At 68.6% G+C, this 25571-nt stretch carries 26 protein-coding genes; 11 read left to right on the forward strand and 15 right to left on the reverse strand.

The window, feature by feature from the left end; genetic code table 11:
• From ACFUJY_RS29090 to ACFUJY_RS29100, 3 genes are all read right to left on the reverse strand, one after another.
• Nucleotides 1-844 (reverse strand): MAB_1171c family putative transporter (locus ACFUJY_RS29090; protein WP_383305156.1); only part of this gene is annotated, 844 nt, incomplete at its 3' end.
• A 53-nt stretch (nucleotides 845-897) separates the two neighbouring features.
• Nucleotides 898-1461, reverse strand: coding sequence for a hypothetical protein (locus ACFUJY_RS29095; protein WP_383305158.1), 564 nt, complete (start codon nucleotides 1459-1461; stop codon nucleotides 898-900).
• A 50-nt stretch (nucleotides 1462-1511) separates the two neighbouring features.
• A complete protein-coding gene (locus ACFUJY_RS29100; protein ID WP_383305160.1) occupies nucleotides 1512-1925 on the reverse strand; it encodes an XRE family transcriptional regulator in 414 nt (137 codons plus the stop codon).
• Between the two features lie 400 nt (nucleotides 1926-2325).
• On the opposite strand from ACFUJY_RS29100, the gene ACFUJY_RS29105 reads away from it, so the two are divergent.
• Nucleotides 2326-2718, forward strand: a complete 393-nt coding sequence (locus tag ACFUJY_RS29105) for a hypothetical protein (protein WP_383305162.1) — start codon at nucleotides 2326-2328, stop codon at nucleotides 2716-2718.
• A gap of 32 nt (nucleotides 2719-2750) precedes the next feature.
• Here the strand turns inward: ACFUJY_RS29105 and ACFUJY_RS29110 are convergent, their stop codons facing one another.
• Together ACFUJY_RS29110 and ACFUJY_RS29115 are read right to left on the reverse strand one after the other, a co-directional pair.
• Complete coding sequence (locus ACFUJY_RS29110; RefSeq protein WP_383305163.1) at nucleotides 2751-4106, reverse strand: winged helix-turn-helix domain-containing protein; 1356 nt, start codon at nucleotides 4104-4106, stop codon at nucleotides 2751-2753.
• Nucleotides 4107-4780: 674 nt separating this feature from the next.
• The gene (locus ACFUJY_RS29115; RefSeq protein WP_383305165.1) at nucleotides 4781-5332 is read right to left on the reverse strand and encodes a hypothetical protein; all 552 of its coding nucleotides are present in this window, start codon (nucleotides 5330-5332) and stop codon (nucleotides 4781-4783) included.
• An 824-nt stretch (nucleotides 5333-6156) separates the two neighbouring features.
• Here ACFUJY_RS29115 and ACFUJY_RS29120 point away from each other — a divergent pair.
• The 3 genes from ACFUJY_RS29120 to ACFUJY_RS29130 are packed head-to-tail and all read left to right on the forward strand — an operon-like array spanning nucleotide 6157 to nucleotide 8865.
• Nucleotides 6157-6858 (forward strand): RNA polymerase sigma factor, encoded by a 702-nt coding sequence (locus tag ACFUJY_RS29120; protein ID WP_383305167.1) that lies wholly within the window; start codon nucleotides 6157-6159, stop codon nucleotides 6856-6858.
• Nucleotides 6839-7219, forward strand: a complete 381-nt coding sequence (locus ACFUJY_RS29125; protein ID WP_383305169.1) for a hypothetical protein — start codon at nucleotides 6839-6841, stop codon at nucleotides 7217-7219. The genes ACFUJY_RS29120 and ACFUJY_RS29125 overlap by 20 nt, the downstream gene beginning before the upstream one ends.
• A complete protein-coding gene (locus tag ACFUJY_RS29130) occupies nucleotides 7216-8865 on the forward strand; it encodes a hypothetical protein (RefSeq protein ID WP_383305171.1) in 1650 nt (549 codons plus the stop codon). The genes ACFUJY_RS29125 and ACFUJY_RS29130 overlap by 4 nt, the downstream gene beginning before the upstream one ends.
• Here ACFUJY_RS29130 and ACFUJY_RS29135 read toward each other — a convergent pair.
• From ACFUJY_RS29135 to ACFUJY_RS29150, 4 genes are all read right to left on the reverse strand, one after another.
• Nucleotides 8862-9314: a single-stranded DNA-binding protein gene (locus ACFUJY_RS29135; RefSeq protein WP_383305173.1), complete on the reverse strand. Its 453-nt coding sequence runs from the start codon at nucleotides 9312-9314 to the stop codon at nucleotides 8862-8864. The genes ACFUJY_RS29130 and ACFUJY_RS29135 overlap by 4 nt on opposite strands.
• 55 nt (nucleotides 9315-9369) lie before the next feature.
• Nucleotides 9370-10281: a peptidoglycan-binding protein gene (locus tag ACFUJY_RS29140; protein WP_383305175.1), complete on the reverse strand. Its 912-nt coding sequence runs from the start codon at nucleotides 10279-10281 to the stop codon at nucleotides 9370-9372.
• Nucleotides 10282-10353: 72 nt separating this feature from the next.
• Nucleotides 10354-10965: a hypothetical protein gene (locus ACFUJY_RS29145; protein ID WP_383305177.1), complete on the reverse strand. Its 612-nt coding sequence runs from the start codon at nucleotides 10963-10965 to the stop codon at nucleotides 10354-10356.
• Nucleotides 10966-10992: 27 nt separating this feature from the next.
• A complete protein-coding gene (locus ACFUJY_RS29150; protein ID WP_383305179.1) occupies nucleotides 10993-11628 on the reverse strand; it encodes a ParB N-terminal domain-containing protein in 636 nt (211 codons plus the stop codon).
• 435 nt (nucleotides 11629-12063) lie between these two features.
• Between ACFUJY_RS29150 and ACFUJY_RS29155 the strand changes: the two genes are divergently transcribed.
• The 7 genes from ACFUJY_RS29155 (at nucleotide 12064) to ACFUJY_RS29185 (ending at nucleotide 18420) form a co-directional block, all read left to right on the forward strand.
• Nucleotides 12064-12624: a hypothetical protein gene (locus ACFUJY_RS29155; protein ID WP_383305181.1), complete on the forward strand. Its 561-nt coding sequence runs from the start codon at nucleotides 12064-12066 to the stop codon at nucleotides 12622-12624.
• Entirely contained in the window at nucleotides 12621-12932 is a 312-nt protein-coding gene (locus tag ACFUJY_RS29160; RefSeq protein ID WP_383305183.1) for a WhiB family transcriptional regulator, read from the forward strand. The genes ACFUJY_RS29155 and ACFUJY_RS29160 overlap by 4 nt, the downstream gene beginning before the upstream one ends.
• Nucleotides 12933-13003: 71 nt before the next feature.
• Nucleotides 13004-13309: a hypothetical protein gene (locus tag ACFUJY_RS29165; RefSeq protein WP_383305185.1), complete on the forward strand. Its 306-nt coding sequence runs from the start codon at nucleotides 13004-13006 to the stop codon at nucleotides 13307-13309.
• The gene (locus tag ACFUJY_RS29170) at nucleotides 13306-14526 is read left to right on the forward strand and encodes a hypothetical protein (protein WP_383305187.1); all 1221 of its coding nucleotides are present in this window, start codon (nucleotides 13306-13308) and stop codon (nucleotides 14524-14526) included. Before ACFUJY_RS29165 ends, ACFUJY_RS29170 begins: the two co-directional genes overlap by 4 nt.
• 94 nt (nucleotides 14527-14620) lie before the next feature.
• A complete protein-coding gene (locus ACFUJY_RS29175) occupies nucleotides 14621-15352 on the forward strand; it encodes an ATP-binding protein (RefSeq protein WP_383305189.1) in 732 nt (243 codons plus the stop codon).
• Between the two features lie 159 nt (nucleotides 15353-15511).
• Complete coding sequence (locus ACFUJY_RS29180) at nucleotides 15512-16714, forward strand: DUF2637 domain-containing protein (RefSeq protein ID WP_383305190.1); 1203 nt, start codon at nucleotides 15512-15514, stop codon at nucleotides 16712-16714.
• Nucleotides 16715-16917: 203 nt separating this feature from the next.
• Nucleotides 16918-18420, forward strand: a complete 1503-nt coding sequence (locus ACFUJY_RS29185) for an ERF family protein (protein ID WP_383305192.1) — start codon at nucleotides 16918-16920, stop codon at nucleotides 18418-18420.
• A 666-nt stretch (nucleotides 18421-19086) separates the two neighbouring features.
• Here ACFUJY_RS29185 and ACFUJY_RS29190 read toward each other — a convergent pair.
• From ACFUJY_RS29190 to ACFUJY_RS29215, 6 genes are all read right to left on the reverse strand, one after another.
• Nucleotides 19087-19644 carry a hypothetical protein gene (locus ACFUJY_RS29190; protein WP_383305193.1) on the reverse strand — a complete coding sequence of 186 codons (558 nt, stop codon included), beginning with the start codon at nucleotides 19642-19644 and terminating at the stop codon, nucleotides 19087-19089.
• A gap of 306 nt (nucleotides 19645-19950) precedes the next feature.
• On the reverse strand, nucleotides 19951-20274 hold the full coding sequence (locus ACFUJY_RS29195; protein ID WP_383305195.1) for a hypothetical protein: 324 nt from the start codon (nucleotides 20272-20274) through the stop codon (nucleotides 19951-19953).
• Between the two features lie 87 nt (nucleotides 20275-20361).
• Complete coding sequence (locus ACFUJY_RS29200; protein ID WP_383305197.1) at nucleotides 20362-20793, reverse strand: hypothetical protein; 432 nt, start codon at nucleotides 20791-20793, stop codon at nucleotides 20362-20364.
• 296 nt (nucleotides 20794-21089) lie between these two features.
• The gene (locus ACFUJY_RS29205) at nucleotides 21090-23306 is read right to left on the reverse strand and encodes a hypothetical protein (RefSeq protein WP_383305199.1); all 2217 of its coding nucleotides are present in this window, start codon (nucleotides 23304-23306) and stop codon (nucleotides 21090-21092) included.
• A gap of 74 nt (nucleotides 23307-23380) precedes the next feature.
• Nucleotides 23381-24580, reverse strand: a complete 1200-nt coding sequence (locus ACFUJY_RS29210) for a hypothetical protein (protein ID WP_383305201.1) — start codon at nucleotides 24578-24580, stop codon at nucleotides 23381-23383.
• Nucleotides 24580-25542 carry a hypothetical protein gene (locus tag ACFUJY_RS29215; protein WP_383305203.1) on the reverse strand — a complete coding sequence of 321 codons (963 nt, stop codon included), beginning with the start codon at nucleotides 25540-25542 and terminating at the stop codon, nucleotides 24580-24582. The genes ACFUJY_RS29210 and ACFUJY_RS29215 overlap by 1 nt, the downstream gene beginning before the upstream one ends.
• Nucleotides 25543-25571 lie beyond the last annotated feature (29 nt).

Here is a 25571-nt window from a genome sequence, read left to right on the forward strand (position 1 = left end):
GGATCTCGGTGCGCCGCCGGATCAGTGGGTAGTGGATGCTCCGGCGCTGGCGCAGGAACTGCCGCTGTGGGGCCTGCTGTTGCAGAACGATGCTGGGGTCCATGCGCACCATCGCGGCCCACAGCACGTTGAGGCGTGCGTAGGCGTAGTGCTCGCGGCCGGCCGCGAGCAGCGTTGTGATCCGGGTCGCGATGACGGGGATGAAGTAGCCGATCTGCGTCAGGGTGGCGCCGATGTCGCCGCAGGCCCACGCCATGTCGTTGAGGTTGTCGACGCTGAAGCCGGCTTCGGCGCCAATGACGGCGCCGAGACGCTGCCCGCTGTAGAAGAGGGTGATGACGGCGCCGACGGCGACCAGGCGCAGGCCGATGGCGATGGACTTGGTGGCCGCGGTGCGAGCGTACTTCCAGCACGACCAGGCGAGGTAGGTCTCCGCCGCGGTGTACGTGCCGAAGTACAGCAGCACGTATGCCTGGTAGTAGGGGTCGTGCGCGTAGTACATCGCGAAGTCGGTGGGCCGTTGCGAGGCCGGGGTGAGGAGCACGAAGAGGGCCGCCATGCCGACGATGACGGTGAGACCGGTGATCATCAGATGGTTGGCGCGGCGGCGGGCATCTTCGGGAGGCTTCGACCAGTAGGCGAGGACGCCGCCCTGGAGTGCCAGGACCAGGATCACGAATCCCTGGGCAATGGGCACGACGATGTTCGGCACGCCGAAGACCTGGTCGATGCGGACCCACACCCAGGTGATGGAGACGGCGTAGCTGAGGGCCGAGGCGAGGAAGGACACTGCGAGCGCGACGAGGGCGCTGTCGCGCCGGTCACGCTTCAGGTCGCGGAGCATGATGAGGAACCCTGCGGCCGCGAATATGAGGCACAGGGGGTGCAGGAGGTCTTTCAACGTGGCCTTCGCAGGAGCGTTCTGGATATCGGATCGTCGCGGTGGGCGGAGCGGCTGGCGTGGATGTGCTCCTGGAGGAGGGAGCCGACCGTTTCGGCGTCGGCCTCGAACTGCTCGTCGTACCGGGTCCGCCACATGAGCATGCTGAGTAGGCCCGGCGTCATGTCGGGGAGGAGGCCGCCGAGGGTGCCGACGTCGGCGAGCAGGGGGCCTTCTACCGTGTGGTGCCGCAGCAGCATATGGCCGAGCTCGTGTCCGATAATGAGGTCGGCGTGTGCCTCGCTGGTCGTGGCGTCGTAGAAGATGACGTCTTCGTACTCCATGGCGAGCCATAGCCCGCACGGCGAGGCCGCGTCCAGTGAGTCGGGCAGCGCCTGCGGGTCGGTGATCGGCACCAGCCTGATGGGTCTGCCGGTGTGCCGGCTCACGAAGGGCAGCAGCTCGCGCACGTTGGTGACCGGGGGAAGCTGGAGCTCGGCGACGAAGGCGCGAAGGGGGGCGACGTCGTCGGGGCTTTCAGGCGGGTCGGCAGCGGCCGCCGTGCGCCTGCGCTTCCACATGGCGGGCTCCTTCAACAACCGAGGGGGTGAATCGATGGTCTGCACCAGTATTAGGCCAGGGCTTCGGGGGACTCTGGGAGTCCTTCGAGCGCCCGGGCGGCGTCAACCATCTTGAGCAGGGCTTCTTTGCTGGCTGGGGAGAGCCCGGCGGCGCGCATTGCGAGATTCTTCACGCCCTGCTCGTGCAGCTGCCGAACGAGCTGGAACTGGGAAACGATGCTCTCGGTGACATCGTCCTCCACGAAGTAGCCGGCCGGGACTTGGAAGAACCGGGCGAGGAGTCGGGCGACACGGATGGACGGGTTGTCGCCTTCCCCTGCGCGAAGTTTGCCGATGTACGCAGCGGTGAGGGTGCCGTCGCCGTAGCCGGAGACGGTCTCGGCGACGTGGGCGTTGGAGAACTCGCCCGTCGCCCGATTGGTCTTCGCCGGATCACCATTCCCGGGGCGCAGGACGTCGAACAAGTAATTCAGTCTGTCGGCGAAGCTGGCGCCGGGCCCCGGGGCGGGCACTGGTTGCCTCTCGCCCCCGGTCTCCTTGGCGTTCCGATAGGGCATGGATGCGGCTGCTCTCGTCTGGGCTGCTAAACAATAGTTGACTATGCCACAGGCATACGCCTACGTTCGATGTCGCTACTGCAACTATTGTTTACTGAGCGTGCACACGGGTCGAAGCGGCATTGACCTGCCTGTTTCCTCCTGGCTGCAAGGCTCTCGATCAGCGTCAGCACACGGAACGGAACCACGAGTGACCACCGCACCGGGGCCCTGGACTCCGAACAGCGCCACCTACGGGTGGGAGTCCGTCACAACCACTTCCCTTATGGTTCCCTCCGATTGCTCCGCCTTCCCAGAGAAGCCCACCGTGCCCAACGGACTCGCGGTGACCCGACGCGTACGCTTCCCTGTCCCCGCCACTGGCGGCGCTGCGCTTCAGGCGCGGCAGGTCGCGCGCCCGGCACTCACACTGATGCTCGGTGCCGGCGGGCGGGCCGAACGGCTCATCCGCCGCATCGAGACATGCCTCGCCGAACTTGTCGCCCTGGCCTACACCGTCACGGAAGACGACGACCTGGTGTGCTGCGTCTGGACCGACCCGGATCACGTCTTCCTCTCCGTCGAGCACGCTCAGGCCATGCCCGCTGTTCCGAGCGCCGCAACCATGGGCCTCAACGTCGTCAAGGCCATCGCCGACGACTACGGCACGCACCGCACCGACACGGGTCATCAGACATGGGCGGCCATCGGTCGCGACTGACTCGTTGCTGTTCCCGCGGGGAACAGGAACCGTCACGCGGCCGCCGCCCACCTCGGCCGGGGAACAGGACGATACGGGTCCGATACGTCCCATCCCTCCCACGCTGGATCGATGATCTCCCCAGTCACCACATCGACTACCCCGGCCGGCACTAGCCGCAGCACGACATCCACATGCCTGGACCTCCGCTCGGCACGCCAACGGCGGTAGTTCAGCCGCTCGCGTACATGGCGCGCTCTGCGCCTGGCCCCGGCACCGGCAGTTCCCCGCACCTTGGCAGTCTCCTGCAATACCTGCTGGTCAGGCATCACACCGGCAGGACCGGCCAGGGCCGAGACGAGATAGAACAGCCCTTCCACTTCCGCGACCAGGCCGTCAGCCACGAGGGCGCTCAGGCGCCGGCTGACCGTCGTGCGGTCCAACCCCGTGGCTGTCTGGAGCTCCGCGCGGCTCTTGCCTTCCTCCTCCTCCAGCAGCGTCAGCAGACGAGCCCCGTTGGCCCCGTGCCCGTAGTGGTGGAACGCATCAAGGCTGACGAGCCGAGCAAGGTTCCTGGTGTCGGTGTGCGCCAGTGACACACGGGGGCCTGCCCCCCCAGCTTCCCCCGTGGCTGGTGGGTGTGTCACTCCCGCACCAACAGCCTCATCTGGTCCTGGGGAGCAGAGGCGCCACTTCGATCCTGTCTCAGATCCGGCCCCGGACTTCTCCAGTACCAGCCACCCGGCCTTCCTCAACCGCCGGTTGCTCAGCACTGCCGTTCGTACTGCACACCCCATCAGCTCCGCCTGACGTCGCGCGGACAGCTCGTGGTCGAGGCCGCCGCCGCGCTCGCACAGGCCGAGTCGCACGCTCATGTTCTTCAGGTCGGAGGCCCCGCCCTTCCGGGACGGCCACGGGTGCCGTTCGACGGCCGTACGCACCCGTTCGATGGCTTCCCACGCGCTGTGGCGACAGGTGATGGGGGCCTCTTGCTGGACCCATGTGCGGGCCTTGGCGAGCATCCAGGCGAGCTTGCGCTCGGCGAACTCCGGACCCTTACCCCGCATGAGCCGACGAGCCCACTCTCCCCCCGGCGTTGGGGAGTAGAGCAGCGCGCGGTAGAAGTCCGCGGGCATCCACTCCCTGCCGGGCTGCGAGGCGCCGGCGGCCAGAGCCATGGTGAGCCGGTACCCCTCTTCGGCGTCGTTGCGGCCCGGGTAGCGGCCTTCGACGTCACCTTCGAGGAGCAGTCGGGCGCTGGCCGCGGACAGGCCCTTGGTGATGGACGCGGCGACGTGCGGCGCGATGCGGCGGCGATGCGTTTGTGATGTTTCGCCGAAGCGATCCCGATTGAATTGTCGGCGCGTCGCGGGGATGGACTGGCGGCGCGCGAGGGCGTACGGCATCATGACTCTGTGCTCCGGGGGCTCCTGAGGGCACAAAAAAGGCCCACATCTGGGTCGACCGAGTGAAAACCGCACAGTGTGCGGAACCAACGGACGTGCTAGGTCCGAGTAACGAGATGGCCGGCAGCTCGACGCCACATCGAGCAGGGCGGCCTGGAGGACTGGCTGGGGCTGGAACCGTCGCCACAACGGGACCAGAGCCTGCGGGCCTCCACCAGGGACTAGGTCATGACGACCTCCACAGGGGGAGAGACGGACGAGCGAATGCCACGATCACCCAACTCGTAGGGCGCATCTCCGTCCCGAGGGACAGGGCAAGACCAGAACCCACCAACGAACGCACACAGGCCCACCGGATGTCGGCGCACGACGCGCCGCCCGGTGGGCCTACTCGTTGCGTGTCTCCGCCCTGCGGCGGGTACATTGGTGCTCATAGAGACCAGTCCTTGTCTCGGTCTCCGGGTTGGCCCCGCCGGGTACTCCGCTGCGAAGGTTTGGACGCCTAACTTGCAGCCGGGTGGCGGGGCTTTTCCCGTTGTGCGGTCTTGTGGTCTACCGCCGCGCGGGTTCCGGCATGGAACTCGCATGATCGCAGACGGTAATGGTGGGGACAGACTAGACCTTCTTGTCCCCCGTGCGGGCCATCTTCGCGGGCGTGCCGTGTCGGTGAGGGGCGGTCACGTCGGCCGCCCCCTTCTGCCCTCGGCTTTCTCGCTGGCCTGACCGGCCTGGTACTCGGCCAGGTCCTGATCGCCGTGGTAGGCGACCGCCAGATTCTCCCGCGTGTCCCAGATTGCCCAGTGCAGAGGGTAGTTCTGGTAACGCTGGCCGTCCTCGGGGCGGTATCGGGCTTCGAACCGGGGCGGCAATGGGCGCCTGTCTGCCAGCGGGCCCGCTGCGGCGAAGAGGTGGCTGATGCGTTCCTCGGTGTCGGGCGATACGGGCAGGGGTTCGACGCGGGCGGGGGAGGAGCCGGGAGGCGCCGGCCACCCGTTGGTGTCGATTCCTACCTCGGCGAGCTCGGGCAGCGGTGTGCCCGTGCTGCGTGCCAGCAGGTACGTGCGTTGTTCCTCGCTCGTCCCAGCGCGCCGTTGCCCGAGGGCGACGTGAACTTCGATCAGCATGCCAATGATCTTGTCCTCCTGCGCCTGGTCGCCGCTTCTGCGGGCCTCGACCAGGTGTAGGAGCATGCCTTGGCGCCAGGCCGCAATGCTCGTTGCCTCGGTCATCTCGTTCCCGGATCTGTCGCCGGACAGTGTGGGGGACTGCCCGTGGATTCGTCCGCAGACCATGCCGTGCGGACACTTGCCAGTTTGCGCCGATATCGGCCCCAGGCCGCACGGCACGTGCGAAAGCAGGAGCCTGGAGCCGGGTCTCAGGTTCCAGCGGGCTGGGCCGCCTGAACTCTCACGGTAGTTGAACCGTCCGGTTTGGTATTCGCGGAGCCGGGCGTGTGCGGGTTGAGGGCAGTGGGTGGCGGGTGACTCTCATGAACAGCGACGCATGGCCGGCGCGCTTGACGGTGATTGATCCGCGCCGTCGTCCGGCGCGGATCAATCGCTCGGCTTCCTCGACTGGTGCGTTGAGCTCGCGCGCGAACTCCTCGATGCTGAGCCACTTCTGCCAGGGCAGCAGGTTGATCCTGTGTGCCACAGGAGTGCCCTTCATGGCGGCCGCCTCCTCTCAGGTGTGCACGCGGGTCGCTCGTCCCGCTGCGACCACACACACTAGTGCACACGCTGTCCGCCGGGCGGAAGGGGAGGGCCGCCGGGCGTGCTGGGATCGATTACGGGCAGGGCGACACGGATGCGACTAGGTCACAGTTGTGTAACCGCGCCGGAGAAGGGTCAGGATCTGCAATTGAAACCGCATGGTTGGTACGTCCGTAATTGCCCGTACGCATAGCCGGAGCAAGCGGTAAATGTGCATGAAGACTCACTTTTGACGCATCAACACTGTTTTCGATCTCTCGTACGATTTGGCCGTAGCGGACTTGTTCGCGCCTGTCGGAAGATGGCGTTCCAGAGGCCGATCAAGACCGAAGCGAGGCGGTATGCCCAGGAGGCTCAGCACGAGCGAGACCACGTCGTGCGACGGCGAGCCGGGCCTTGAGGTCGCCGCGGTACGAGCCGCTGGCGACCCCAGCGACAAGGCCGCGATCGCCGAGCTCTTCGACGCCTTGTGGGAGCCGATGGTCCGCTTCATGCAGGCACGCATCCAGGACCCCGCCACCGCGGAGGACCTGGCCCAAGAGGTTTTCCTCAAAGTTGTGCAGAATATTCACAACTACACCGGGGGCGGGATCTACGCGTGGATCTGGACCATCGCGCGCAACGTCTTCTCCGACCACTTCAGGCCGATGCGCAACCGCGGCTTCGAGCAGCCCACCGCTGACTTCTGGCACCTTGACGCCCCCAGCACCGACATGGGCCCGGAGGAGACCGCGGAGTGGAAGGAGCTTCGGCACGCCATCAAGGGCAAGCTGGACAAACTGCCTGAAGCGCAGCACATGGTGCTGGCTCTGCGGATTACCTGCGGGTACTCGGCCGCGCAGACTGCGGAGATACTGGGAAAGCCAGTGGGTACCATTCGCGTGTTGCAGTACCGCGCGCTCGCCAAGCTCCGCGGTTTGATGCCCGACCGTGACAGCAACCTGGCAATGTATCTGCTGTCTGCCTCCGACCCGGAGCGGCAGGGCGAGCAAGCAGCGCCAGTGAGGCTGAGGGAGAAGCACGATGTTGGGTCGCAGGGATAGCGCCGTCGCAGAGCAGCTGGAGCGCTGCCTGTCCGGCGACGCCGAACCTGAAGGCCCCGAGATATCCGGGCTGATGATGGCGGCCGCAGCTCTCGCGCCTCGGCGGCCCATCAGCGAGGCAGGACGTCAGCGGGCATTCGCGGCCGTGATGCGTGAAGTCGACCGCCGCGCGCGGCCGATCGCAGGCACCCACACCGAAGACCTCGCCGAACCGGGCACCCACGTTCGTGTGGCTCAGGCGGGCCCAAACCTTCGCCTGCGCGTCGCCGACATCGAGCAGATCGACGACGAGCGGCTGGAGGAGATCGCCGCCAGCATCGCCACCCGGCTCGGCCAGAACGCTCCGGACCGCAATCAGTGAGCACAGCCCCGGAACTGCGCATTCTCGAAGAGGACCATGGCGTAGACGCCGTCACGTTTGAGAACTGCGACACGGGCGTCACTTACCTGTTCGTACGCCCAGGCCAGTCCTTCGGTCCTGCCGTCAAGGCCGTGCTCAAGGCGTGCCCCGGGATGAGCCTTTCGCAGGCCCAGGACATCGTGCGAACCCACTGCCCGAGCGTCATCGAGATGAACGAGCGTCTCGGTGTCGATCAGGTCATGCCGCGCGTCGAAGCCGCGCCCGACGCCGGCGTCGTGCCTCCGGTCCCGATGCCCGGAGTCGGCCAGCACCGGCGGCCGCGGCCACCACGGTGGGCGCGGATGGCGGCCGTCGCCGCACCGGCACTCGCGGGCGGCATGTTCCTGGCACACTGGATCACCCCCAGCGCGACGCCCGGATCTACGACCCCTACCGCCAAGGCTGCCCCGTCCCTCAGCCAGGATGACAAGGTCACCAGCAACACCTACCGCAGCCCCACGTTCGAGAAAATCGCCGACGGTGGAAAGCTCAAGTGCGACCCGATGGGCGCGTATGAGGCCAAGTGCGTGGACTCGGACGGCAAAGTCATGTTCAGCGAGGCGTCCGTGGGCACCTCGGTTGCCTTCACGTTCTCTTACGACCAGGAGAAGGTCGGGTTCCGGCTCTTCCCTAACAAGGGGTCGGCCGAAGCCTGGGCCGCGGAGAGCGCGAATCAGGAGCTGTACCAGAACGTCCGCCAGTTCAACCGCGTCGTGCTGTGGGGTACGGACATCCACCGTCTCGGCGAGTGGAGCGAGGCGCTGACGGAGCAGACAAGCCAGCCTGCCCAGAAGAGCACCAAGGCCGACCCTGCGCTGGCACTGGCCGGGCATGACTCCGACACCCCACTGCCCGACCGGCTGGCGTACCTGGCCTTTGGCACCCTCGGAGTCACCAAAGAAGCCGTCCACCAGGCGGTGCAGGCGGACGACGCACAGTCGGCACAACTGCTTCGCGCCGTCACGCTCGTTCTCGGCAATGCCGACCCCAGCCGGCTTGGCCTCATCCCTTCCGGGCCGACGGATGCAGTCGCCATAGTCGCGAACGCCACGACACAGCCAGAAGTCGAGGACACGCGGGCCGATACCTCCTCGCTCCCCACGGGTACGGCCGGCACTGGGCGGGTTCCGCGGACCACAGACCCTGTCGTCACCCCTACCGGGAGCGTCACTCCCGAACCGACGCCGCCGACCCTCACGCCCACCACGCCTACGCCATCAGGCGGCTCGCCGACCCCGCCGGCACCGCCGACCGAACCGTCGCCGGACACCACCGCCATCGTGCCCGAAGCGGAGACGACAGCGGAGCCGCCCGCAGCCGACGAGCCCGCCGCAGACTCGGCAACCAGCGAAACCGAGCCGGACGCGGAAACAGAAACGACCCCCGAGCCCGATCCGGACGACGGCGGCGCCGAGCCGGTGCAGGAGCCCGAGCCGGCTCCGCCGCAGATGCTTCCGGCACCGCAGCTTCCGGCACCCGGGGCAACACCTCCGCGGGCTACCGAGCTTCCTGCGCCTGAAATGTCACCAGCTCCCCCTGTCGTGGAGGAGCTGGACGGAGACGGGCTGTCCCTGGAGATGCTGCCTGCCCAGTGGGCGGCGGCCTAGAACGGGGGCCGCTCCTCGCCGCCTCCCGTTGACCAGGCGTCACCCGAGACTGGCGCAGGCCCAGGAGCGGCGGGTGTGCGCTGGGCGGAGACCTTGGTGACCTTCGCTGTAGCACGCGAGAGCGCTGGTCCGACTTCGTCCACGTCCAGTTCGTAGACTGTGCGCTTCACGCCGTCCCGGTCCTCGTACGAGCGCTGCTTGAGCCGGCCCTGCACGATGACCCGGGTGCCGCGACTCAGGGAGTCGGCGACGTTCTCCGCGGCCTGCCGCCAGACCGAGCAGGTGAGGAACAGACCGTCCCCGTCCTTCCACTCATTGGCCTGACGGTCGAACACGCGCGGGGTGGACGCGACACGGAACTTCGCGACTGCGGCACCGGACGGGGTGAAGCGCAGCTCGGGGTCATCGACCAGGTTGCCGACGACGGTGATGACGGTCTCGCCTGCCACGGGGGGCCTTTCGGGGTAGAGGTCCGGCCCGCACGGTGCGGGCCGGACCGGAGGGTCAGGAGAAGAGGAGACGCCAGGTCAGCGGGCCGGGCAGGCCGTCAGGGTCGCCGCGGAGCTCCCTGCGGGAGAGCTGGAAGTCGCGGACGTTCTTACGGTCGGCGTCGCTCCACTTCGGGCCGGGACCGGACACGTAGTGCTTGCCGTAACCCTTCTTCACGAGCTGCTTGCCGAGGGCGGTGACGTGGGCGTTGTTCTTGCCCGGGCCGAAGTAGCTGCGGCCCGGGAAGGGCGGGGCAGGCTTCGGCCGCTTGGCCTGGCCCGCGCCGGCGGCCGGCGTCTTGCCGACGAGCGCCTTGGCCTTGGCCAGGATTTTGGCGAACGGGAGATTCCCGGGGTCGCCATGCAGGTTCTCCGGGACGTGGAGGTGGCCGCAGACGCCCTTAAAGGCGTTCCACTCCGCGAAGGTCATCCGAGCGCTGGTGGAACCGTAGGAGGACGGGTAGGCCGGCCACTTCGACGGGCCCTTGAGCGGGATGCCCATGTGGCTGTGCATCCAGGCGATGAGCTCAGCGAGCGCGTCGAGGGCCCACGCGGGGGCTTCCGGCCAGTAGATGTAGTCGACGCCGGCCTTGAGCCTGCCCCAGGTCTTCTTGTGCGCGGGGTCGCAGGTTCCGACGAGCTCGACCTGGATCGCGTTCAGGGTGTTCGTCTCGACGCCTCCCGCCGCGTTGACCAGGGCCCGGGCGGACCGGTTCAGAGCGAAGTGCTGGTAGATGACGAACTTCTTGGCCTTGATGCTCGGCAGGACGGTGATGTTCGGCGCCGCGGCGCCATTGCTGTAGGAGACGACGCCCGTCCCCTCGGTGGTGTGCAGGACAAGGCAGTTGGGGTCCATCAGGTCCCCCTCGTAGGTGTCGCCGTACCAGTGCGTGCCGCGAATCGCGCCGGGGTAGAGGGTCGTGGCCATGGGTGTGTTCCTCCAGAGCTGGTGTGCAGGGAGGGAGCACCGTGGCGGTTGCCGGGGCTTAGCGTCGCGGGCTCAGTCGAGGCCGGCGGCCTCGTCGTCCTGGTCGCCGTCGGGCGGGTACTGAAGGGCGTGCAGGGTCTCCGCGAGCCGTGTCGCAAGGTCGGCGGACGGGCCGGTGTTCTCGACGGCGACGGGGCCGCCCGCCGCGCCAGTCAGCTCGACTTCGAGGTGGTCCTCCTTGCCGTACTGCTTGCGGTGCTGCCGCTCCAGGTACCAGGCCGCCGCACGCCAGTCCGGGGGCGTGGTGATGGTTTCCTCCAGCACCTTGCCGGTGTGGGGGTCGAACGTGCGGTGGGTCGTGACGATGCCGCCGCGGCTGGCCCGGCGGATATCGAGGGCGGCCGAGAGCGCCGCCGACGCGCGGGCTCGTTCGACCTTCTCGAAGAACTCCACGAAGTGGTCGAGTGAGGGATCGGGAGGGTTGCCGGCTGCGCGGTCAACGGCCTCCGTGCGGCCGTAGGCCATCCAGCGAAGGAAGGTCGCGCGGCTGATGCCCGCGTTGACCGCCGCGAGGTCCACGGCCAGACCGGCGCGGGATGCCTCGACCAGGCGCGTCTCGACCTCCGGTGTCAGGAGCCGGGTGCGCGCGGCGCTGTTGGAGCGGCGGACTTTGCGGCGGGGCATGACGGGGACCGTAGGCCGGTTGCCGGGCTACCGTCCCGGGGTGAACTGGTGCCCGCAGTCCGGGCAGCAGACGGTGCCGGCGCGTTCGTTGTCGCCGCCGCTGTCGCTGTATCCGTCGTCGGGGAAGTCGCCGTCGAGCAGTTCCTTGTCCGGAGCGTCAGCGCCGTCCGGTCCTTGCGGCAGTCCTTCGGGGTCGACCTCTCGCAGCAGCTGCTCCATCTCGTCGTCGGAGATGCACAGGGAATCGAACAGGTCGGCGTCGGAGGTGGCCAGGTCTTCGAGGATCGCGGCGAGCGCCCGGGAGTCCCATCCGCCGGCCATCGGCAGCCGGTTGAGAAGGATGAGCACCGCGTGGGCCTGGCGGTCGCTGACCGAGGCCCATCCTCGGGTGACGGGGACGAGCCATCCGCCGTCGTCGTCCAGGAGCAGGCCGTCGGGGACGGGCTCACCACGGACCTGCATCTCGATCAGGGCCTCGCGCCGGCCGTGCCCTGCGATGACAAGGCTGGTGCGCTCGTCAACAACGGGGGTGTCGATGAACCCGTGGTCCTTGACCGAGGCGATGATCCGCTCGACCTCGTGCTTCTTCGGATTGGCCGGGTCCGGCGGCAGATCAGTGAGCGGGATGTAGCTGATGAAGCGGGGGGCGGCGAGTCCGTTCACGGCTGCTCCTGTCGCGCAGCGGGAAACACGGGGAGGAGCGGCCGTTGGCCAGCGAGCCCGCGGACTTCAACCACGGCGACCCGGCTCGCTACCGGGACGTGCCGTCATGGCCGGACCGTCGGGCCGCTCCTCAGCCGGTGCTGCCCCAGTGTCCGGACGGGGCTGCCCCGGGGCGCCGTTCGGAGAATCCGGGGGTGCGCGTTCCCCGGCCGCCTTACGGGCCAGGCGGGATGGAAGCCGCGCGAGGGGGGTTCCGTCCTCCCCACCGGTTCGGACGTCGTGTACAGTTCGGTGATGTGGCCGCACGAGCGAGCAGCCACCCCCGGTCTGGTGTAACGAAATCCGGCCTCACTCCGTCCATAGAGCGGAGGCCACCGGTTCCAGACCTCCAACGCTCCAAGCCGGTTCGCCGGCGAACAGAGAGGTACGTACGCGATGCCCGAGACGGACAACGCACCTGCGGTCGACCAGAGCGACCTGGCGCTGAGAGCTGCGGTGGCCTACCGCGTGAAGAAGATCGTTGCCGCGGTCTGCGACCCGGTCATCGAGGCGAACGCCCAGCACATCGTGGACACGAAGGGCACTCGCAGTCTGACGGCCGAGATGCCCCTTCCCGACGGTGGCACCCAGCCGCTCGGCACCTTCACCCAGACCATGGCGAAGGCGAAGTTCTACATCGCGGACCAGAAGAAGGTGCTCGACTACGCCGACGGGCTGGGCGAGACCGACTACGTCATCCGCCCGTCCTTCGAGAAGGCGCTGCTGAGCCGCCTGGTCTACAAGGGCGGTCAGGTGATCGACACGGCCACCGGCGAGATCGTGGACGGCATCGGCTACGACCCGGGCGGTCTGACCGACACCGTCAGCCCGAAGTGGAACAACGCCGGCTTGGAGGCGCTGGACGGCCGGCTCGGCTTCGTGGAAGCGGCGCTGGAGAACCTGCCCAACCTGACCGCGGACGACTTCGCCCTGCCGATGCTGGAGGCAGGCGAATGACCGTTCCCGACTTCATGCGTGACGCGCCGTGCGGGGAGATCGACCCCGAAGCGATGTTCCCCGCCCCGACGGACAAGAAGGCCATCACCTTCGCCAAGCACGAGGTGTGCGGGAACTGCCCCACCCGGTTGCTGTGCCTGGAGTGGGCTCTCGACCCGGCGAGCCGCGCCCGGCACGGCATCTTCGGCGGGCTCACCGAGCGCGAGCGCAGCGGCATCATCCGGGCCCGCAAGCTCGGCCAGCGCGTGCGCCTGGACTACGGAACCCGTCCGCCCAAGCCCAAGCGCGTGCTGCCCGCCGTCGCCTGATCGCCCGCACATACCTGCCCCCGCCCCCGCGTTCCGCGCGGGAGGCCGGGGGCCCTTCGCAAGGAACCACAGTGATCTCCAGCGATACCCGTCTGGCGCTGATCGAGCAGGCCGCCGACAAGGTGAGCCCGGTGACGCTCGCCGCGTTCGTACGGCACCTGCGGCGCAGTGACCTCGACCTGCGCCAGTGGCACCGGTGCGGTGACCTCGCCGCTTCGGCCGGCATGACCCACCACGAGGCCCGCGCCGCAGTTGCGCAGCTCGTCCGTACCGGCCTCATGGAACGGGACATCGTCGCTCGGCGCATCGACCGCCAGAGCGACCGGTACACCGTCTACCGGCTGTCGCCCACCGTCATGGAAGGGGCCGACCAGTGAGCCGAGAGATAGACGACCTGGATGAACAGATCGAGATTGTCATCGGCCGCAAGGCGCCGTTCTCCATGGTCCCGGACTGGGTCAGCCTGTACCCGGCGAGCAAGTCCCACCCGCAGTACGCGGGAAAGGTCGTGTCCGCGACGGCGAAGGCCGTCTACAACGTGCTGGCCATGCATGTGAACGTCTCGCGGGGAGACAGCGCATGCTGGCCCTCCCGCAAAACGATCGCGCAGATGCTCGGGTTCTCCCGTGAGCAGAGCGTCGACCCGTACCTGGACCAGCTCGATGAGGCGGACATCATCGACCGCGAGCCGATGACCCGCCCAAACGGGGCCCGTGGCGTGCGGTACATCGTTCACCAGACGCCGCCCGACGGGTACAAGGGCGACCACAACCTGGACGAGTACTACCGGCGCCGGCGCGCCCTGGAAGCGGCGAAGCTGACCCGTCCGGCGGGCCGGCCGCGGAAGGCCGAGAGGGCCGAAACCGTGCTGTCGGCGCCCGCTCCGGCCGCCGTGGAGGAGACCGCCGAGAGCGGCGTGGACGAGCTGGTCCGCACGGCCGCTGCCGAGTGGTGGGCCCAGGCCGAGGCGCTGGCTCGTCGCGGTTCCATGACGCCGGTCGGGACCGACCGGCAGATGGAGCGGGCCCAGGACAACCTGACGGCGCGCATCCGCGACGCTCTCGACGCCGGCCACGACCTGGAGCTCGTCAAGTTCGTGCTGCGCGAGCTTGGCGAGTGGGGCCCAGCCAAGGCGAAGTTCGAACGGGCCCTCAAGACATACCAAGGGAAGACGCCCGAGGAGATCGAACTCGACAAGGCGGCGCAGTCGGGCGCCACGAGGTGGTGGGAAGTCGCCCGGGCCCGGGTCGAGGACAAGAAGATGGGGCCGCTTCTCGCGGACACGAAGCGCCAGGAGACGGGCTACTTCCTCAACCTCCGCACCCGCATCCGGACGGCGCTGCACGCCGGCTACAGCCGGGAAATCATCTGGCAGGCCCTGATGGAGCTGGGCGAGTGGTCTCCGGCGAAGAGGGAGTTCGACCTCGCGCTGCGCCGCCTGTCGGGCGTGCAGCAGAAGCGTGGCGGCAGGAAGCCGCTGTTCAGTAACGACCAGTGGAAGCACAAGGAAGCGCCTGCCCAGGGTGCGGCTACCGGGACACCGGACGCCCCCGACCTGAGCGTGTTCGGTGTCCAGTCCGATGACGCCGCCTGACCAGAGGAGGACCGACGACGTGTCCCTCACCATGCCCGCCCCGGCGCTCCCGGCATCACACCAGGTTGTGCGCGCCGATGGTCCCATAGCCGCCGTGGCGAGCATCCTGCGCCGCCGCGGTCTCGACCCGGGCAAGGCGCCCCTAACAGAGGACCGCCCCGACAGCACGGACGCCTACCAGCGGGAGGTGTACCGGCAGGCGTGGGTGAACTCGCTGCGCGTGTCCGGGCACAACGACTACGCCCGATTCACTCTCGCCAAGCTCCACGAGGACCAGTTCCCCGATCACGTGCGCACCTACGTGGACAAGATCGTGGAGGTGCGGCAGCTCAATCGCGAGCAGGAGAAATTGCCGTTGGACAAGCGGGACATCGTGCGGCCCACCGTCCAGCACCTGATTCTCCACGGTTCGACCGGCTCGAAGAAGACGGCCGCTGCTGCGGCGGCCGGCGCCTACGCCGTTGAGCGGGGGCTGATGGCCCGCTTCGTCTCGCACTCGAAGTACCTGCACTGGCTTCGCCCGGACAGTGCGCCCGCCGGGCTCACGCACACGCAGATCGTGGAGCGCTACGAGCGCTGCGACGTGCTGGTCCTGGACGACCTGTGTCAGGAGATGGACGAGTACGCCACGAACCACGTACGGACGCTCACCAGCAACCTGATTACGGCACGGAGCAGCTCCGGACGCGGAACGATCTTCACGACGAACCTCAACTTCGACCAGGTGGAGGAAGTTCTCGGCGAACGTCTGGCATCCCGCATCGGGGGCCGGGCATTGCCGCTCAAGCTCATCGGCGACGACGCCCGAAAGCCTCAAAGGTGGTAAACGGCAACATGTGTGACGGGGCGCTGAACGATGAAGGCCGGTGAGCGGAGCGTGATCTAGGCTGTCCGGAACCGGTGCGCTCACGAGCGAGAGCGCGCTGACAACGCTCTGGAGGACAGCTTCGTGACCCCGCCCCTTCCAACGGCACGCTTCGCGACCATGTCCGAGTCGGACATTCGATCCGCCGAGCGCACACTGATCGCAGGGACCTGGGCAATCACAGCCGGGGCTCTGCTCTACAGCGTGCTCACCGTCACCCCTCTCGTCCGGTCGGTCAGCCCGTCGGGATGGGAGTGGACGGCACCCATCCTTCCGCTCGTCGTGGACGCCGCGGTGATCATCGTGGTGAAGCTCGACGCGGTCATTGCCCGGCTCGGCGGCAAAAGCGGCACTTGGCCGGTTCTCCTACGGTGGATGACCGGCCTGATGACGCTCGCGCTCAACGTCGGGAACAGCGCTCTTCACCGGGACTGGGTAGGCATGGCTGTGCACTCGGTAGCGCCGCTCCTGCTGATCGTCACCGCCGAGGCTGGCCTGTCGTACCGGCGCGCAATCACAGCCGCCCTGTCTCGCATTGCACAAGAGCAGGCAACGGCAGTGGAACGGGAACGGGCTCAGCGCGAGGCGCAGCAGCGGAAGGCCCGCGAGGAGCGGGAGCGGGAGCAGGCCAGGCGGCAGGAAGAAGAGCAGCAGGCACGCGACCACGCCGCCCGCGTGGAACGGGAGCGCGCACAGCGCGAGGAGACGCGGCTTGCCGCCGAGCGCGAGCACGCCTTGGCCGTAGAGAGGGAGCGCACCGCGCGGGAGCAGGCCGAGCGGGCCGCGGCGCTGGAACAGGAGAAGGCGGCCCGCGAGTTCACCGCGCGGATGGAGCGCGAGCGGGCGGAGCGGGAAGCCTCCGAGCGCCGGCGTCAGGAACAGCGGGCGGATGAGGAGCGGCGCGAAAGGGCCGAGCGCGAGGAGCAGGAGCGGCGCCGGGCAGAACGGGCGCGCCAGTCGGAACACGCCGCGGCGGTCGCACCTTCCAGCGGCCGACGTGTTGTTCGGGCGGCTAAGGTCGAGGGGACGGCGCAGCGTGTTGTGACGGCCGTGGTCATGGACAACGAGTTCGCCGGCCTGACGATGGACAAGGCCGAGGAAGCCCTGTTCGAGCTGTACTTCGCGGCGCGGGAGACGAGCACGTACGAGGACTGGGAACAGGACCCGCTCGCCCGGCCGGGCGGGGAGTTCTGCGGTAGCAACCTGGGGCGCCGGCTGGGCCGGTCGTCCACGTCGGGCCGCACGAAGGTGAAGCCGAAGTTCGAGCGGTGGTACCAGGAGAGAACTGCGGCAGATAGCCGTGAACTGGTCGGCGCACACTGAACTGACCGGCAGTTACTACGGCGGGTGCCCACCACAGGGTGCCCGCCGTAGTCGGTTCCAGGCACACCCCTCAGCGTGACCACATGGTAAGCTGTACACTGTGCCCGAAGGGGATCTAAGCCCCTTCGCTGGCGCACCATGCCCCGGTCCGAGCAAGCCGCGGGCGTCAACGCTCCAAAGCCAGCGCAGGAGGACGGTCACCCATGGCCGAAGCAACCACAGTGGCCGTGGACGCCACGCCGGAACCCCTCACCGTCGACGTAGCCATGATCGCCGTCATGCGGGAGATCGGCGTCGTCGGCAAGAACGGCCGTAACAAGGCGCAGAACTACCGCTTCCAGGCGTATGACGACATCGTGGCCGCAGCCTCCGGCCCGATGGCGCGGTACGGCCTGCGTATGCTGCCCGAGGTCACCCAGCAGCAGCACTTCCAGCGCGGTGACGTGAACGTCGCGATTCTGACTGTTCGGTACCGCATCCGCGGACCCCTCGGCGACGTGCTGGACACCCCCATCGTGGTGGTCGGCGAAGGCGCCGACGTGTCGGACAAGGCCACCAACAAGGCCATGACCGCCGCGAAGAAGTACGCATTCAAGCAGGCATTCGAGATCAGCGACGGCGCCGACGACGGCGACTTCGAGCATCCGGTCCCCGCCAGAAACCCCCTGGACTGGTACATCAGCCAGATCAACGAGAGAGACGTCTGGCGCAACCAGCACGCGCTGAAGGCGGTGTTGGACAGGGCCACACGCGAGAGGTGCGATGGTCTGTACATGCCCGACCGACCCGACGCCACCCTGCGCATGGTGATCGAGGCGCAGGGCCGGAAGCTGGAGGCCGAGCAGCAGGAACGCGAGCAACGGCAGGCCGAGGAATCGGAGGCCCTACACGCGCAGATGCGCGCCGAGTACCCGTACCCCTCCGAGCCCACCGACGAGTGGGACCAAGCCGTGCCCGTGCCGCAGCCGGCTGCTGCTCGGCGCGCAGTCGCAAGGCAGATGGCGCCTGAGAGCTCCGCGCATCACCCCCCCGCCACTCCCGCTCACTCGACCCCGCCCGTGCAGCCGGTCCCGCCCGTGCAGCCGACCCCGGCCGACCTGGAGGAGATCGACCGCCAGTTCAAGGCAGCGCTCGCAGACCCGGTCAATGGCTGGCAGGCGCTCCACGACATGCGTTCACGGTGGGGGGCGCTTCTCGCGCAGGCTCCAATCGTCACCGACTTGTGGGGGACGGTGGATGCCAACAGCGCCATCGCCGTGGCCCTCGGAAGCTGGGCCAACCTCATGCAGCAGCACGAGCCGCCGGTCGCCACGCCCACACCTGCGCCCCAGGGCGTACCCGATGGGGCAGCAGAGCCGGCAGCGGAATGGCCTCCCCTGCGTCTTGCTCCACGGAGAGCTGACATGAGCGCCAGCGAGCGAGCGCGCGCGGCCATCGTGGCTGAACTGGAGCTGCAAGCACAGATGCTCGGAGTCCCCACCCTGGAGTTCGTTGCTGATCTCCTCCCCGAAGGCGGAACGAGTATTGAGGACATCAAGGGCGGTAGCCGCCTCCAAGACCACGTCAAGCAGCACCGTCCCGAAGTTCTGGCGACGTTCATCAGCAAGGGGATGAGCGAGGCGGCAGCCGAATATTCCAAGTTCGGTGACCGTGTCCCCGCCCGCGACATCAACAAGTTCCTCCAAGGCGTCCTCAAGGTGTCGTGACGAGACATGCCGTCCCGTGGCGCATGACCACCGAAGGCCGGACGGCATGCCCTCCGAGGCGGCACGTCACGTCACGTCTACTGAGCCACCCGAGGGGTACGCCCGGCGAGGGGTACGCCCGGCGAGGGGTACGCCCGGCGAGGGGTACGCCCCGCGAGGGGGTACGCCTGCCGAGGGGTACGCCCCGCGAGGGGGTACGCCTGCCGAGGGGTACGCCCCGCGAGGGGTACGCCCCGCGAGGGGGTACGCCTGCCGAGGGGTACGCCCCGCGAGGGGGTACGCCTGCCGAGGGGTACGCCCCGCGAGGGGGTACGCCTGCCACTTCGCCCCCCTGTCTGCATCAGCCGTGCTGTTCCCCCGGGGAACAGCACTCTGTGGGGCGGTGCCGCTTCGGCGTGCGCAGGCGAGTGCGAGGCCCTGACCTGCCTAAACAGGCGTACCCTGACTGTCCAGCGTGGCGTACCCCGTACCGGTGAAGCGCACCCCGTACCCGTACCCGTACCTGCGATCGCACCCGTACCCCGTTTTACGCGGGGGCGGCGTACCCCGCACCCCTGTCCGTCATGAAGGCGGTCGTACCCCGTACCCCTCCGCCTGGGAGGTACGGGGTACGGCATGGAGAAGGGCGTACCCCAAGGGGTACGCCCTTCGTGGGGAACGCTATGGCTACCGTCCAGTGGATGCGGCCCGGGCGGCATCACGCTGTTTGCGGCGTTCATCGGCAGCGGCACGGTCGGCGGCTTCCTCCTCGCGGACCAGCTCCAGGAAGCGCACCGGGTATTCGTCGGCCAGCCTTCGGCGGGCCCTTGCGCGTGGCCGAGGCTCGGGGACGTGGTGACCGCGACGGGCCACAATCCCCGCGAACACTGTCTCCAGCAGTACAGCCTCGTTCTCCGCCCGGGCCCGGAAGCGGCGGACGTACTCGCGGGTCCCGTTGGCGCCCAGAGAGGCGGGGGGTGTCCCGACGTACTTCTCCGGCTCACGGACAATGCGGTCCACGAGTCGGCGAGCCTTCCGTACGACCTCCGGCGAGCGCAGCGCGTAGGCGAGCACCTGGTCGACGTCGTCGGGCGAGTTGATGAAGGCGGCCAGAGTCTCGGCGAGCTCGGCGTTCGGCATCGCGTTGAGACGGCTGATTTCCTGTTCCACCTCTGCCCGGTCGGGCTCGACCCAACTGCTCTTGCGCCCCCGCTTGTCGGGCCCGTCCTGGTCCGGTGCCGCCATGCTGGCTGGCCCTCCTGAAGTCGGTCGGTCGGCTGCGCCGAGGTTGGGGTATGGGCAAGGTGGCCGCCCTGCGACCGATCTCCCCGCGAGCCGGATCGTCCCGGATAGCGGCCGGTACCCGACCCTGGGTTCCCGAAGGAACGCAGTTTGCTCGGAGCCCTGAGCGGCACGCTCCCTTCTCAATCCCACCGAGGCGGGAGAGGAATGGAACCGCGGGGCTTACCTGCGACGGTGAGATCGGCGGCACGGCGGCCACCTACAGCGGATGATACCTGCGCGGCTCCGCCGGACCGCCATTGTGCGGCCCTATTCGGCCGCAGGGGACGTCTTCGGGCTGGTAATCGACTCGATGGCCGGGGCGATGCCGCTGGGCTTCCAGATCAGATCGTGCGCGCTCTGGGAGACGGCGAGGACCGCTCCGATGGTGCCCAGCGTGGGAAGGCCGTGCTGGAGCTGGCCCAAGCCGTTGGTCGAGGCCACGGTGGCGACGCCGGCGAGCAGCGCCATGAGGGCGGCGACGATCTTCTTGGCCCGTACGGACCACTCGGGGCGCTGGACTACGGCGGTGATCAGGGGCATGAGGCCGCCAACGGCGGAGCCGGTACCGACGAGCTGAAGGGTGGAGGACATGGGGTTTCCCGTCTGTTAGAAGAGAGTGAGACGGCGGAAGAGTGGCGGCAGGCGAGGGCTTGCGTCGCGGCGTGCGGGCGCGGGCGGTCAGTCTCGGTCCTGGGCGTCCACGTCGGCCCTGATCTCCTCCGGCGGCACGGGGGCCGGCCGCCCGAGCGTCCTTGCCACCAGGTCCCGCAGGTCACTGATGTACTCCAGCGCCGCGGCCTTCCAGCGCCGCCACTGCCGCTGCTCCTCTTCCAGGCGCTCGACCTTGCGCTCCAGGTCGACCTGCCGCTCTTCAAGAGTCGTGACCCGGGCCATCGTGGACTCGTTGACCGACCTCTGCTGTTCGAGCAGGGTGGTGAACCCCTCGGTCACCGTTTTCATGGAGGAGACGAACGTCTGTCCTTCGGCGACTGCGGCATCGGTGCTGTTCTTCTTGGTGTTGGTCCTGTAGACCAGCCAGGCCCCGCCGAGGACGCCGGTCATGCCGAACAGCGGGGTAAGGACAGGCGCCAGGGAGGTGAGCCACTCCATGGCCGCCTCCTCGCTTGTGATCGTCAGATGGGTGCGCGGGAGCCGGGGCCCTTCAGCCCGCGGCTCCCCGCGACACGAAAGCTGCACTACTCGGGAGGCTTGCGTCTCAGACAGCGGGGACGATGTCGGCGACGAGCCAGTCGCAGCCGGCGCACATCGCGGCCCAGACCGGCGGTTCGGCGTTGGGGTACATCGCGGCCACGTACTGGATTCCCTCGGAGGGGCACCCGGGCGTGTGGCACGTGATGACCATCCGCGTGGACGTGGGTTTTTCGCTTTCAGCGGTCATCGCTTTCTCAGTCCTTCGCGATCACGATGTAGTCGATGTTGGTGGCGGCGTTGTCGGTGCGGGTGACCCAGACGGTCATGGACGTGTCGGTCTGGTCGGTGATTGAGACGCCCTTGACGTCCGTTCCGACGACGGTGGTGACGGGCGTTGCCACGCCGCGGAAGGTCTTGGAGCCCACCGGGAATCGGAGTCCGGTGACGGTCATGGAGGTGGGGACGTTCGGGGTGGGTGTGATTCGTACGCGTCCGACCTCGATGTTCCGGGCGGACAGATAGCCCTCGACCAGGAACCGTGTCTGCGGGATGAAGTCGGCCGGCGCCCGGGCGGAGCCTTGGAAGGTGACGCGGTCGGCCTTGAGGATTGCCGTGCCGACAGTGTCGTCGGCGGCCAGCGTCAGCACGGGCCGGCTGGGCCAGGCGACGAAGCGGGTAGGGCCCTGGATGACGAGGGCCTGCATGCCGTCGCGGTCGGTGCCTGCCGAGATGTCGGCGGAGAGGTCCCCGGACGTGTTGAAAAAGCGCACCACCCCGGTGGAGTCGGTGTTGGTGACCAGCACCCGGTTGCCGGTGGCGGCGGTCTGGATGACGGCACCGGTGATGGTCTTGCCGTTGAGGGCGTCGGCGTCGATTTTCTCCGCCGTGATCGCTCCGGCCTTGATGTGGGTCGCCTCGATCGCGCCCGCCGCGATCTTCGTCGCGGTCACGGAGTTCACTGCGAGCTTGTCCGCGGTCACGGCCAAGGCGTCGAGTTTGGCCGTGGTGATGGCCAGAGCGGCGATCTTCTCGGCGGTGACGGCCAGGCCCACGAGCTTTTCCGTGGTGATGGACTTGGCCAGGATCTCGCGGGCGCTGACCGCGTCCGCAGCGATCTTCCCGGCGGCCACGGAGTCTGTGGCCAGGTGGGCTGTCGCGACGGACCCCACAACCAGGTTGGTGCCGTTGACCACCCCGGTCTTGAGGGCTTCGATGGTGACGGCGTCGACTTGCATGACGCCGGCCGCCGACGTCGAGCCCGACCCGAAGTTGAGCCAGAGCGCCGGCGAGATGAAGCGCACGTCGCCGTGCAGAACGCCCGGGGCCCGGGGGTCGGGGTAGGCGCCGCCATTGCCGGGCGCGCCGGGTGCGGCCAGGCCCTGGATGTAACCGGTGTAGGTGACCCAGCCGCCGCCGGCGGGCTGGGAGGCGGAGGATGCTGCGCAGTAGTGCTGTGAGACGTAGGAGTTCTCGCCGGCTCGGTTGACGTACGTCTTTCCGTCGGCGGCGAGGCCCAGGACGCCGATGTACAGCCGGTCGGTGCCGGTGGTAGAGGCGACGGTGGTCCGGGTCCGGACCGACACCCGATAGAGGACTTCGGGGTCGTAGGCGATCTGCACGGTGCCGCGTAGTGCGGTGTAGCCGGTGGCCTGGCCGACGTTCTGCCCGGTCCGGGCGTCGGCAACGTTGCCGAGGAGTTCCCACTTGGCGCCGGGGGCTTGGCCCAGGACTTGCCATGCCGACGGGTCGGTCATGGTGTCGACGTACCGTTGCGCGGCAAGGTCGGAGACGGCTCCGCCGAGCGCGTTCAGGGTGACGGCCCCCTTGGCGAGGGCTGGGGAGCCGACCGCGCCGAGCGCGATCTTTGCCTCGGTCACTGCGGCTTCGGCGAGCTTCGTCTCGTCGATGATCTGGTTCACGAGGTCGTCGCCGACGGCCTGGCGGGGCGTGCCCTGCACGGCCGTGCTTGCCTCGCCGGTAACCGCCGCGGTGTTGGCCGCGACCAGGCGCACCCACACCGGGGCGTAGCCCTCAACGGAGATCGTGGCGGCGCCGCCGAGCGGGGCCGTGATGGTGGCCGCGAGCGTCGTCAGGTCCGGGAGGAAGTCCGGGGCGGGTCCGACGTGGACCTGGACGAGAGCGAAGTCGGCCGGCGCTGCTTCCGCGTCGGCCCATGCCCCGTCCCACGCCACCACGAGACCGGCGAGCTTGGTCTCGACGGCCGGTGCCGTCGGTGTCGGTGGCGGCTGCGAGTTGCGGGGGGCGAGCGCGACGGTGCCGTCGTCCTGAACGCCGATCTGCGCACGGAGGGTGCCGTCGGCGTCGTAGATGTCGAGCGCGCCGCCCTCGATCGAGGCGTTCGTGAGCGGGTTGGCGCGCTCCAGCGCGGTGATCCGGTCCTCAAGGGCCTTGAAGTACGCGCCGAACTGCTTGGCCTTCTCGCGTTCGTCCAGCCCGAATGACGACGGCACCCGCCCCGCCCCCTTCCTCCTCCGGTGGTGTGGAGTGGAGAGGATGAAGGGGCGGGCGGGTTAGCGTCGCGGGCTCAGCCGTAGTGGTCGGAGCGGGCCAGGGTGAGGATGGCGGCGCCGGCGGCCGGGTCGATCTCCTCGGCCATGATCCGGTGCCACAGGGCAAGCTCGCCGAGCCACGGAATCTCGACCTGGACGAGGATGCGGTCGCCCAGGCACCAGCTGCCCAGCGGTGCGTTCTGGTGCTGCTTGATCGCGATCGACGGGATGGTGATCTGCTCGGAGTGCCGGGAGAGCTGCGTCTGCCCGTACTCCGTGAGCAGCTTCAAGTTCGCCGTGCTCTTGAAGGTGAAGACCCGGGCGCGGCGCAGCCGCTTGTCGTCCCGGACGAGGCGGACCTTCGCGGTTTTCCGCCCGACGCCCTTGCCGAGTGCGTAGACGGTGTTCGCGAACTCGTCGCCCTGTCCGGACGGGGTCGCGATCTCCACGATGTTCTCGCCCTGCGCGAAGCGGAGGTCGGTGCGCTGCCGGCCCAGGCGCTTGTGCCCGAGGTCGATGTGGTGGATCACCTTCTCCTTGGAGCCGTCCCAGCGGTGGGACTCCATGTAGTCGGCCTTGGCCAGGCGCATCACCTCATCGATCGTGTCCCCGCAGTCCGGGAAATCCCACCAGTTCAGGGTCCAAGGGTCCTCGCCGTTGCTCGCGCCCAGGAGGTGCCCGGAGTCGTGCTTGTCGATCGTCACGCCGAGATTCCCGCCGTGGTAGCTCTGGAGGTGCGCCCAGATGTGCCGGAAGACGTCGTAGGACTCCCACCGGGGGCTGATCTTGTCCTTCGGCCGCTTGGGCATCTTCCGCTTCGGGCGCGTGCCGTCGATATAGCCGTCGTGATTCTTGTCCTTCCCGTCGTACGCCCACTTCTCCTTGATCTTGACGGCGGCCTGGATGCCTGACCCGAAGTAGGGCATGCCGTGCGGGTAGGCGGTGTATCCCGAGCAGCCGATGTTCATCTTCTGCCCCTCGTAGCCGAGGCTGGTGACCAGTCCGCCCCAGCGGATATGCCCGTCGTACTCGGCGTACAGGGTGGTGGCCCACTCCCCGATGATCGGCAGCCCGTCCGGCTTCGCGAGGAGCCGCAGGTACTCCGGCTCGATGGTGCCCCGCATCTCCCCTGGCCCGCTCAGCTCCCGCTTCGGCAGGGACGTCGCCACGAAAGGCACGTCCCAGTCGAGGAAGTCGCCGGTCGTGGAGCGCTGGGCGATGTACCTCCACCCCATCAGACGACCGCCGGGGCCTGCGCGTACGTGATCTCGGCACACAGCACGGTCCCGGCATCGGCCCGCACCAGGCCCGTCACCCCGGCCGTTCCGATCCCCTCCACGCCGATACGCACGACCTGGCCGCGCTCCTCCGGGGGAAGAACGAACGTGTGGCCTGTCTGCGCGGCGATCCGGCCGGCCTGCGCGGCCTCGAAGGGGAGCTGCGCCCCCGCCTGGTCCCCGCACGTCACCCGCAGCATGCCCTCGGCCGCGGTGGCGTCCGGGTGGAGAAGGCCGGTGACGGAGATGTGGACGGAGACGTGGGTGGCCCACGCCGGGACGACCGTCGCCCACGAGGCACCGAGCGGGAACTCCTCCCAGACGTCGGTGATCGGGCCGAGCTCGTCCGGGGTCTCCCACGCCCGGTAGAGGTAGTGGCGGCTGGTCTGGGAGCGCGGGCGGGCCATCTGCCGCAGGTCGGTGACCATCGCCGCGGTGACGGACCCGGTCGATGCCTCCAGGTCGACCCGGGCCAGCGTGACCGCCGTCGACGTGGGGTCGACGTCGTGGATGCTCGTGGTCCCCGGCGGCACGTCCGAAAGCACCCGGGTGTAGACGTACGGGCCGATGGCCGGGTCCTCGGGTTCCGGCCACAGCTCCCCGCCGAACGGGTCCTCGACCCGGGCGATGATCAGGTCGCTGCGCGGGCCGTCGGCCCCGGTGGGCTCGATGCTGACCTGCTCCGCAGTCGGCATCCGCGCGGCGTAGGACTGCGCCAGGCCGATGCCCTGCCGGCGGGCGACCATCGCGCCGGGGCCGACCTGGACCGCAGCGGCGGGCGCGTCGAGCGCCGTGACCAGCAGGTCGGCCGGGCCGACGATGCCCTCGCCGCCGCCGGCCGCCACCTCCGCGATCAGCCGCAAGGTCTCCTCCGATGTGACCGTGTTCTCCACAAACCACGGCACCCCGTCCCACGCCATCGCTGTCTCCCTCGGATCGAATCGGGTGT

Source organism: Streptomyces sp. NPDC057249, assembly GCF_042669245.1.
Taxonomy (GTDB): domain Bacteria; phylum Actinomycetota; class Actinomycetes; order Streptomycetales; family Streptomycetaceae; genus Streptomyces.